Origin of the sequence: Streptomyces atriruber (genome assembly GCF_001418325.1) — a bacterium.
GTDB lineage: Bacteria > Actinomycetota > Actinomycetes > Streptomycetales > Streptomycetaceae > Streptomyces > Streptomyces atriruber.
This window is the reverse complement of sequence record NZ_LIPN01000526.1, coordinates 694-9,798: the sequence shown is the minus strand read 5'-3', so window position 1 is coordinate 9,798 and position 9,105 is coordinate 694. Positions and strand designations below refer to the sequence as shown.

Below are 9,105 nucleotides of genomic sequence, written 5' to 3'. Positions count from 1 at the left end.
GGGGTGGGGCGGTGGGTGGGTGTGCCTCGGCCAAGGCGCGTTCGCGGGCGCGTTTGAGGGCGTCGGGATCCGGGGGTGGGAAGGACACGGGGTCGAGGTCGGGGTCGGTGGTCAGCTCCCACTCGTAGCGGCGGCGGTACCAGGCGCCCTTCGCCTCCCGCATCAGGATGCGGGGGTGGCGGCGCAGGGCCTCGGTGAACGCGGCGCGGAGGCGGTCCGGGTCCGGGGTGCCCGGCAGGTGCACCTCGATGTGCACGGTCTCCGGCTCCTCCTCCTGGAGGCAGTGCCGTGAGACCTCGTCGACGACGGGGAACGGCACGCGCGCAGGCGGCCGCCCGGGGCCGTCCGCGCGCCGTGCCGGGTGTTCCAGTGCGGTCATCGCTGGGTGCCTTCTCCTGTCGTGGACGTACGCCTGCGGCGCGGGAAGCGCACCGTCCTGCGGCCCGGCGGCGCGGGCTCCGGCTGGGCCGACGCGGGGCCCCGGGCCGAGACCGTCGGACCCGCGGCCGCTTCCGGCGGGTTGGCCGGGCCGTTCCCGTCGCGCTTGCGGCGGGGGAGCGGGGGTGCCTGACCGGCCGGGGCGTGGTCCGGGGCGAGCGGCGGTGTCGCCGGGTCGGGAGCCGGTGTGTACGGCGGGGGGCCGCCGGGCGTGTCCGGGCCGTACTCCAACGTATGCGTGGCGCGGGGACTTGTCTCCCGCACCGTCACCAGGGCTGCGAACAGGGCTATGAGAGCCAGGAGTTGGGCCGTGTGGCCGAACGCTCCCTCGTCGGATGCGATCGGCTCGCCCGCGCCCGTTGCCGCTGCGATGCCCGCCCCCGCCATCGCCACGAACGCGATCGGTACGAGGAGCGCGTGCCGCCAGTGGGCCAGGAGGGCCAGTGCGGGGACCAGGAGCGCGAAGGGGCCCGCGATCACCACGGCCACCAGCGTCAGCGCCACCGTGCCGAGGATGAGCCCGGGGGCGGGCGGCGCCGCGGACGGGGCGTCGGTGTTGGGGTCGCGGCGGCGGACCAGGACCAGCGCCAGCAGGGCGAGGACACCGACACCGGCCAGGATGAGGCCGATCTCGTAGAGCTGCGACGGCTCGTAGGTCAGCTTGACCGTGCCGCCCTCGCCGTTCGGCACCAGCCAGCCCTGCTGCCAGCCGTCGAGCCGCACGGAGGTCAGCTCCTTGCCGTTGAGCGTCGCCTTCCATCCGTCGTTCACGTTCTCGTACGTGGTGAGGTACGAGGCCGCGCCCGCGCCGACCTTCAGCTCGCGGCGGTCGCCCAGCCAGTCCTTGACCTCCAGGTCGCGGGAGGTGGTGTCGAGCGTGCCCGGCGTGCCGGTGGTCAGGGAGGCGTCCATGACGGCGAGCGGGCCCGCGTCACCCGTCTCCAGGCTGTGCGCCCCCGCGCCGAGGCGGACCGCGGGAGCCTCCTCGCCCTGTTGGCAGAGCGTGATGTCGACCGGGCGCCGGTCGGTGAGGTCCCGGATCCGGCCCTTGGCGCTCGTCTCGTACAGCTCGCCGTCGATCGACATCGTCGGGCCCTGGCCGCACGGCAGCGAGAAGCGGTCCGCGGGGTCGGGCTGCTTGGTGCGGTACTTGTCGAGCGCGGGGACGTACACCTCGGTGAGGCCCACGGGCAGCTGGAGGTTGGCGTCCGCCACCGGGTTGTGGACCGTCAGCGGGGCGGTCTCCGTGATGGTGATGTCCATCTCGTCGGTGGTGATCGGCGCGAAGCGGGCGTTGCCGTTCTCGTCCACGCCCGCGGTCGCCGCGCCGTCCGGCGAACTGATCTCGATCTTCACCGGCCGGGTGGACAGTCCGCCCGCCGCGGGCAGCACGAGCTCGCCCACCGGCTGTTTGTCCGGCCACTTGAGGTGGATGACGGGCCGGTCGTCGCTGCCCGCGACCCAGGCCGTGGTCAGATCGCCGTCGGTGAGGTTGCGCGGCGACAGACCGCTGCCGAGCTTCGCGGTGGCGTCGGCCGTCGCGATGATCTGCTGCTCCTGCTCCGGCGCCACCTTGTAGAGCAGCTCGTCCAGTTCACGGCCCGGCACGGCCACCGCGCTCGCCTTCACGTCGTACGCGCCCTCCGCCGTCGTCGTGAAGCGGCGGTGCAGGCCCGACTCGGTGTCCACCTGCGAGAAGGCGCCCGGGTCGGCCGTGCGGTGCAGGGAGTACGTGGTCGCCTTGGCGTCGGTGGCCTTCTCCGCGTCCTTCGGGAGCTGGAGGAGCCGGGTGACCCGCACCTCGGGGATGCTGATCTCCGAGAAGCCCGCGCCCGTCAGGCCAGGGCGGGCCACCTGGGTGTCCAGGATCGTGATCTTGACGAAGTCCGTGGAGCCCGGACGGGCCTTGACGCGCTGCGGCTGCCCGTCGGGCTGGAGGGGGCTGGTGACGCTGCCCTGTTCCGTCTCCACGCGGATCCGGGTGGGCGCCGACCGCGTGCCGTCCTGCGGCAGCGGGGTGACGCGGAAGGAGGACGGCACCGCGACCTTCGAGTTGAACTCGGCCTTGATCCACTCGCCGTCCGCCGAGTCGGCACTGCCCTCCGCCCAGGCCGTGGCCGGGTTGCCGTCGAAGGCGTTCGCCGGGTCGTACTGCGGCAGATGGAAGAGCCAGTTGCCGTAGCTGGACGCCGAGACCGACCTGGCGCCCCGCAGCTCCGAGGTCGTCTGGTGGTCGATGCCCTTGCTCGGCAGGATCTGGTGCGGTTTCTCGTCCGGGTTCTGCAGCGCGTCGACCGCGTTCCGTTCGGAGCGCCCGTACGTGTACGAGGTGTTGGAGTTGACCAGGCCGAAGCGGGTGTCGGCGCGGCGCATGCCGTCACCGACGGCCTGCAGGCCCGGCGCCCCGATGCCCGGATGGTTGTCGCCGGTCAGGACGGCAGGCCGGTCGCGCATCGACGGGTCGGCGGAGAGCGGCAGCAGGGACTCCGGGCCGCCGCTGACGACCGCTGTGTTGGACACCGGCTTCAGGCCCGCCTGGCCCGGCCGCTCGGTGCCTTCCCCGGGCGCGTAGATCTCGACCGCGCGCTGGCGCGGGTAGAGGCCCTCCACCTGGACCGGGGTGTCGTTCGGGATGATGCCGTCGGTGGTCTGCGGGCCGAAGCCCGTGACGCGGCGGAAGCCGGACTCCTCCAGGGTGCGCTTGACCGTCGAGGTGGGCACGTTGCCGACCTGGTCGGGGTCGAGGTCGTTGCGCACGACGACGTAGTACAGACCGGCCCGCGTCACGTAGTCGCGCAGGCCCGGCACTTCGGCGCCGGTCATCAGCGCCTTCTCGACGGCGTCCATCGCGCGCCGGTTGCCCGGGGCGCCGAACGGCACGTAGTCGCGCTGCGCCCAGCGCGAGTCGGCGAGCACGTCGAGGGGCTGGTCGATGGGGGAGCCCCAGGTGTAGATGCCGTGCGCGGTCGCGGGCACGACCAGGGCACGCGAGTCGGGCGAGTACTTCTCCAGCCAGTCGGCCGTCGTCTGCCAGTACGTGGGCAGCTTCTGGAACGAACCGGGCTGCAGGATCGAGCCGTTGAGGTAGGGCAGGGCGAGGCCGGGCAGGACCAGGACCGCCGCGATCAGCGGCGCGTACCGCCTGCCCCGCACCCGCCGGGCCCCGCGCGCCTGCGCGGCCACGCCCACCAGGTGCATCAGGCCGAAGACGAGCGCGAGCGCGAGGCCCGTCTGGAACTTGTAGATGTTGCGGAACGGGACGAGCCCGCCGTCCAGCCAGGACTGGACCGTGCCGTGGAAGGGGGCGCCGAACGCGCCGCCGTACCCGGCGAGGGTGACCAGGACGACCGACAGGACCGTCAGGACCAGCCAGCGGCGCTCCGGCAGATCGCGCCGCGCCAGACCCGCGAGCCCGATCGCCGCGGCGAGCGCCGAGCAGACGACGGCCACGACGGCCGTCGCCACGGTCCAGCCCGCGGGCAGCCAGGCCTCGCCGAAGTGCAGATACGCCACCCAGTTGCCGGCGCCGCGCAGCGCCTCGGTCGCCGACATGGTGCCGGTCGTGGTCGCCGAGTCCTCGACGAACGGCAGGAAGTTCTCGCCGTAGATGCCGAGCATCAGGAGCGGTACGACCCACCAGGCGGTGGCCAGGACGACGCCCGGCACCCACCAGGTGATCAGCTTCCGCTTGCGCGGGCCGTTCGGGCGGGAGAGCAGATAGAGGCCCACGGGCAGCAGCGAGGCGAGCGTCGCCGCCGCGTTCACCCCGCCCATGAACGGGATGACCAGCGCCGAGCGGCAGGCGGCCAGCCGCGCGCTGATCCGCTCGTTGGTCAGCGGGAGCAGCACCCACGGCAGGAAGGCGCCGGGCAGCGCGGCCGCCGACGTCGAGCCGATGACCACGGTGAACGTCGGCCACAGCGCGTACACCACCGCGCCGAGCAGCCGGCTCTGGCGGCTGCCGATGCCGAGGCGTTCGGCGAGCCGCAGCGCGCCCCAGAACGCGACCGCCACGATCAGCGAGAACCAGAGCCGCTCCGCCAGCCAGACCGGCAGCTGCACGAGGTCGGCCAGGCCGTAGAACGGCAGCATCGGGAACGCGTAGCCGACGTACTGGTCCTGGATCCCGCCGAAGCCGCCCCGGTCGTGCCAGAGCTGCCCCAGGTCGGAGAGGAACTGCCAGGGGTCGACGGCGACACCGAGCTTGGTGTCGAACGTCATCCGCCCCGGTTTCACCGCGAGGAAGAGCACGAACACCACGGCCCAGAACCCAAGGAGCCAGCGCCACGAGCGCGGCGCCCGCGAGGGCTCAGGGGCATCGGTCGTGGGTCTTGCGGCCGCCGGGGGTGGGGCCTGGACCGTGGTCATGGACACCGCCTGAGGATGAGGAGGAGATTCCAGGTCGCGATCTCGCGCACACCCGGCACCTTGGTGATCGCCCCGGCCAGGAACGGCCAGTAGCGGGAGCGCGCCGACACGATCTCCACGTCGTCGCGGCCCCGCACCTGGCGCAGGGTCGCTCCGACGTGGTGGACGAAGAGGTTCTCGCCGAGCGTGTGCTTCGCGGCCTTGCCGGTACGTCGTTCATAGCGGGCACGGGCCCGTTCGGCGCCCAGGTAGTGCCAGGGCGCCCACTCGTGACCGCCCCACGGGGACAGCCAGTTGGTGAACGAGACATAGATCAGCCCGCCGGGCCTGGTGACCCGGACCATCTCGCTCAGGAACGTCTGGGGGTCGTCGACGTGCTCCAGGACGTTCGAGGAGAACGTGACGTCCGCGACGCCGTCCGCGAGCGGCAGCAGATATCCGTCGGCCACGACCGCGCCCTCGGGCGGCTTGGCCCCCAGCTCGGCCGGGTCGGGCTCGAAGAGGAAGGACTGCGCGCCGCGCCGCCGGAACTCCTCGGTGAAGTAGCCGCCCCCGCCGCCGATGTCGACGACGACGCGGTCCTTGACCGGCACGTACGCCTCGACCTGGTCGGCGGCGTCACGGGCGAGGAGCGTGTAGCACCGCTCGGGCTCCTGCTGCTCGCGCAGGAAGGCCCGGAAGAGGGTGGCGGAACGGCGCAGCGAAGGGTCCTTCACACAGACCTCTGGGGAGTCGGGGGTCCATGGGACACCTGGTGTGCGGCGACCGCTTCGGCCGCCACCGCCTGGAACTGCCGCACCGTGTTGCCCCAGCGGAACTGCACGGCCCGCTCCCCGGCGGCCTTGCCGAGGGCTCTGCGGCGCTCGGCGCTGAGCGCCAGGGTGCACCAGGCGGCGGCGAAGGAGCTCTCGCCCCGGGCGAGGAGACCGGTCACGCCGTCCTCGACGGAGTCGCGCACCCCCGGCACGTCGAAGCCGATCGAGGGCGTCGAGCGGGTCGCCGCCTCGGTGATGACCAGCCCCCAGCCCTCGACGGCCGAGGGATGGAGCAGCATCCAGGCCTCGCAGAGCAGGCGGTGCTTCTCCGCCTCGGAGACATGGCCCCTGAACTCCACGCCGGGACCGGCGAGTTGCTCCAGGCGCTGCCGCTCGGGGCCGTCGCCCACGATCACGAGCCTGCCGCCCGTGACGGGTCTGACGCGCTCCCACAGCCGCAGCAGCAGATCGATGCGCTTGTACTCGACGAGCCGCCCCATCGCCAGGAACAGGGGCTCGTCGGAGCGGGCGTGCAACGGCCCGGGTTCCTCGACGCCGTTGTGCACGATGCGGATGCGCTCCCGCTCGACGCCGATGGCGCGCAGCGCCGTTGCCGTCGACGGCGAGACGGCCACGAGCAGATTGCCGCGCTGCGCGCCCGAGAGCGCCCAGTGCTCCAGCCTGCGGCCGAGCCGCGCCGCGGGGGCGAGCGCGCCCTGGAAGCGCATCCCCCACAGGTCGGTGTGGACGTGGTTGACCAGGCAGAGGGTGGGCCCGCGGTGCCACAGCGGCGCCAGGTACGGCATGCCGTTGCAGACCTCGACGAGCAGGTCGCAGTCGCCGACCTGCCGGGTGAACGCGGTGCGCGCCCGCAGGTAGTGGCCGAGGTCGCCGCCGGCGGAGACGACCCGGTAGTCGCGGTAGGCGGCGGGCCCGCCGCACAGCAAGGTGACCTGGTGGCCGAGCTTGCTGAGGCCGTCGGCGAGCCGGTCGACGAGGAGTTCGGAGCCGCCCGCGGCCGGGTTGCCGAGGTCGCGGTGGGCGAGGAAGACGATCCGGCGCGGTTGTGGGGGAGGCGCCGGAAGGCGCTCCGCGCGGCGTGGGGCGGCCGCGCGCAGCGAGGACGGTACGTGCTGGGGCATGCGTGCTCCAACTCGTCTCAGGGTGCGGAACTGTGGGGGGTCCGGTCGGGCGGAACGGTCCTGCTGGGTTCTGCGGGTCCTGCTGGGGTGGAGCGGGCCGGGCGGGCGGAGCGTGGGGCTCACGGACGTGCTGTGCCCGGGCTGTGCGGGGTGGTGCGCCGGAGGTTCCGGCGTGGTGCGCGGGCGGTGCTCGGATGGTGCCGGGGTCGGTGCTCGTGTGGTGCGTGGGTGGTGCGGGGGTTGTGCTCGGGCGGTGCGGGGACTGTGCGTGGGTGGGGTGGATAGTTTTCGCCGACCCGTACCGCGGGGCTACTCACTGAAGTGATAATTTCTGCGCTTTCAACAGCTGACGTCTCATCACATCGTGGTGGGTTGCAGGGCGGTCGGTGACGTGTCCGGATTCGGACCACCCGGCTCCGCCGATTTGCCGTGCCGTCCGGGACCGTTTGCCCCGTCGTCATGACGCCCTCGTACGACGAGCACGATTCCCGCCACCGCGAGTACCCCGCCGAGCGCCCCCGCACCGACCGGAAGCGTCTCGCCGACCAGTTCCAGCCGACTGCTGTCGTCGTCGGCGAGCTTCACCTGTGCCTTCTGGGTGGCCGGCGTGAACGCGATCCGGTCGCTGTCGAGCAGCACCGTCGCGTCCTTGTCCGAGCCCGGCGCGCGCAGCGTCTTGCGGGGGCCGATCGCGGCGTAGATGATGCGGCCGGTGCGCTGGTCCGCGACGAGCTCGATGCCGTGGTTGGCGTAGTACTCGTCCGCGATGACCTGGCTCTTCCGCGGCTGTCCGACCATCCGGCCCGGCACCTGGCGCGTGCCCGTCTTGGTGGCCTTCACGGTCCCCGTGAAGCGGTAGCCCTCGTACCCCTGGATCTTCTTGGTGCCCTTGTAGGTGAGCGGCACGGTCGCGCCCAAGGTGTTGTCCCACCAGCGGTAGGAGCGCTTCTCCACGTCGAAGGGGAACTTCAGGTAGGCCTCGCCCTCGAAGTACGGCTCCTCGCCGCAGCAGTGCACCGGCGCGTTCGTCTTCCGGTCGGTGACCCAGCGCTCCAGCGTCCACTGGAGCGAGTCGTGCGGGTCGGCCGCGGGCAGCGACTTGTCCGGGTCGACGGACGTGGACACGTCCCAGACCGCGCGCCCGCTGTCCTCGCTGTCGGCCACGTCGCCGCGCACCTGGCGGGTGATGGTGAGGTCCTTGTCGTGGACCGTCTTGATCTTCTCGGTGTCGAAATAGCTTCCCTTGCCTTTGAAGACGGTCGTGATGTCGACATCCACGGGCGTGCGTTTCGCGCGTGGCTCGACGTACCAGGCCAGCATCGGTGCGAGGACCAGAAGAAACGCGCCAAGCCCGAGCAGGATCAGCGACAGAGGAGAGGCGGTGCGGCGCATGAGGTCACTCCTGGGCTGAGGGCGGGAGAAGTGTTACCGAGCCGTATGGGCCGGGAACCGTAGGCGCACCCTTGACGAAGTGTCAATGCATTGCAGAGACTGAGGACTTGCCGGACGGGGCCGGCACGGGCTGTGCGACCAGCGCTTTGTGGTCGGACCTCGACCACCGGCCGAGGGACTGCGCGACCTGGGGTGGGGACGACCTCCGACAGAGAGGCTGACCCTCGCAATGCACCGACTGCTCGCCGCTTCACTCACCGTCGCCGCCGCGGCGCTCCTCGCCGTGGGCGCGGCGCTCGGCATCGTCGCGCTCCTCGACGCCACGCCGGACCAGCCCAATACGCCGCTCGTGCATTACGAGGCGCCGGCGCGGGGTCAGTGAGCGACCGTGTCCGCGACCCATGCTCAGGCGTCCGACGACCTGACGGCTGACGGCACTTTCCCGGACGGCCGGACTCCGGATGCCGCCCATGACGCCGAAGCCGCGCATTCAGCCGGTGCCTCCGATGTCTGCGACGCCCCGGACGGCCGCCCCGTCGGCGACCCGCCGCCGGAGGCCAGGTCCCCCTTCCGCTCCGCGTGGCGCGACGTGCCGCCCCGGCAGGTACGGGAGTTCGCCGCGCTCGCCATGGAGGAGGTGCCCGCGCTCGCCCAGGACATCCTGCGCGAGATCCGCGCCGAGTACCCCGGCCTGCCCGTCGTCCTCGACGAGTCGGGCGAGCCGATGGCGCTGATCGGCATCCGCCGCGCCCTGGAGGGCTTCGTCCAGCAGCTGGCGTCCCAGGAGGGTCGCCCCCGCTACCACCTGGAGGTCTTCCAGGAGTTCGGCCGCGGCGAGGGCCTGCACGGCCGCAGCCTCGACTCGCTCCAGGCGATCTACCGCCTGGGGGTGCGCCTCGCCTGGCGCCGCCTCGCCGAGATCGGCCAGCAGATAGAGATCCCGCCACCGGCCATGTACGAACTCGCCGAGTCGGGCTTCGAGTACCTGGACGGACTGGTCGACCAGTCCG

6 protein-coding genes and 1 pseudogene are annotated in these 9,105 nt (G+C 72.3%); 2 read left to right on the top strand and 5 right to left on the bottom strand.

The window, feature by feature from the left end:
* From AOK03_RS37630 to pgfA, 5 genes and pseudogenes are all read right to left on the bottom strand, one after another.
* Window positions 1–379, bottom strand: a pseudogene (locus AOK03_RS37630) (condensation protein); the annotation flags it as partial.
* A complete protein-coding gene (locus tag AOK03_RS37625; protein WP_055569862.1) occupies window positions 376–4,806 on the bottom strand; it encodes an alpha-(1->3)-arabinofuranosyltransferase in 4,431 nt (1,476 codons plus the stop codon). The gene AOK03_RS37625 and the pseudogene AOK03_RS37630, both read right to left, overlap by 4 nt.
* A complete protein-coding gene (locus AOK03_RS37620) occupies window positions 4,803–5,522 on the bottom strand; it encodes a class I SAM-dependent methyltransferase (RefSeq protein WP_107098211.1) in 720 nt (239 codons plus the stop codon). The genes AOK03_RS37625 and AOK03_RS37620 overlap by 4 nt, the downstream gene beginning before the upstream one ends.
* On the bottom strand, window positions 5,519–6,703 hold the full coding sequence (locus AOK03_RS37615) for a glycosyltransferase family 4 protein (protein ID WP_055569861.1): 1,185 nt from the start codon (window positions 6,701–6,703) through the stop codon (window positions 5,519–5,521). The genes AOK03_RS37620 and AOK03_RS37615 overlap by 4 nt, the downstream gene beginning before the upstream one ends.
* Window positions 6,704–7,060: 357 nt before the next feature.
* Complete coding sequence (gene pgfA / locus AOK03_RS37610; RefSeq protein ID WP_055569860.1) at window positions 7,061–8,095, bottom strand: cell envelope lipid trafficking protein PgfA; 1,035 nt, start codon at window positions 8,093–8,095, stop codon at window positions 7,061–7,063.
* Window positions 8,096–8,324: 229 nt separating this feature from the next.
* On the opposite strand from pgfA, the gene AOK03_RS43305 reads away from it, so the two are divergent.
* Window positions 8,325–8,477 (top strand): hypothetical protein, encoded by a 153-nt coding sequence (locus AOK03_RS43305; protein WP_167355687.1) that lies wholly within the window; start codon window positions 8,325–8,327, stop codon window positions 8,475–8,477.
* Between the two features lie 207 nt (window positions 8,478–8,684).
* Window positions 8,685–9,105, top strand: a 421-nt coding sequence (locus AOK03_RS44595; protein ID WP_482256518.1) for a PucR-like N-terminal domain-containing protein, incomplete at its 3' end; no start/stop codon positions are given.